Genomic DNA, 537 nt, shown 5'->3' with positions numbered 1-537 from the left:
CTCACCGCCGGACAGCTCGCCGGGCATCCGGTCCTCCTTGCCGCCGAGGCCGACGAGGTCGAGCACCTGGGGCACGGACTTGCGGATCTCGCCGCGGGACTTGCCGATCACCTCCTGCGCGAAGGCCACGTTCTCCGCGACCGTCTTGTTGGGCAGCAGGCGGAAGTCCTGGAACACGGTCCCCAGCTGGCGGCGCATCTGCGGCACCTTCCAGTTGGAGAGGCGGGCGAGGTCCTTGCCCAGCACGTGCACCTGGCCGTGGCTGCACCGCTCCTCACGGAGGACCAGCCTCAGGAAGGTGGACTTTCCGGAGCCGGAGGACCCCACGAGGAAGACGAACTCGCCCTTTTCCACTTCCAGTGAGACATCCCTGAGTGCGGGACGGGTCTGCTTGGGGTAGACCTTGGAGACATTGTCGAATCGGATCACGGATGCACCACGGGTCGCCGGGGGTAGATGAGCGTGACCATACGCGAACCGGGTGCGCAAGCGCAGGCGCAGGCGGAGGTTGGGCAAGACTTGTACGCTTTTGCACCG

1 protein-coding gene is annotated in these 537 nt (G+C 66.3%); it reads right to left on the bottom strand.

The window, feature by feature from the left end; genetic code table 11:
* A partial coding sequence (locus tag CCN72_RS31070; RefSeq protein WP_143664254.1) for a cell division ATP-binding protein FtsE occupies nucleotides 1-429 on the bottom strand: 429 nt, incomplete at its 3' end.
* Between the last annotated feature and the right edge of the window lie 108 nt (nucleotides 430-537).

Source organism: Streptomyces murinus (genome assembly GCF_002154555.1).
GTDB classification, from domain to species: Bacteria; Actinomycetota; Actinomycetes; order Streptomycetales; family Streptomycetaceae; genus Streptomyces; species Streptomyces murinus.
The sequence above is the reverse complement of the archived record's forward strand: the minus strand, read 5'-3'. Positions and strand labels throughout refer to the sequence as shown.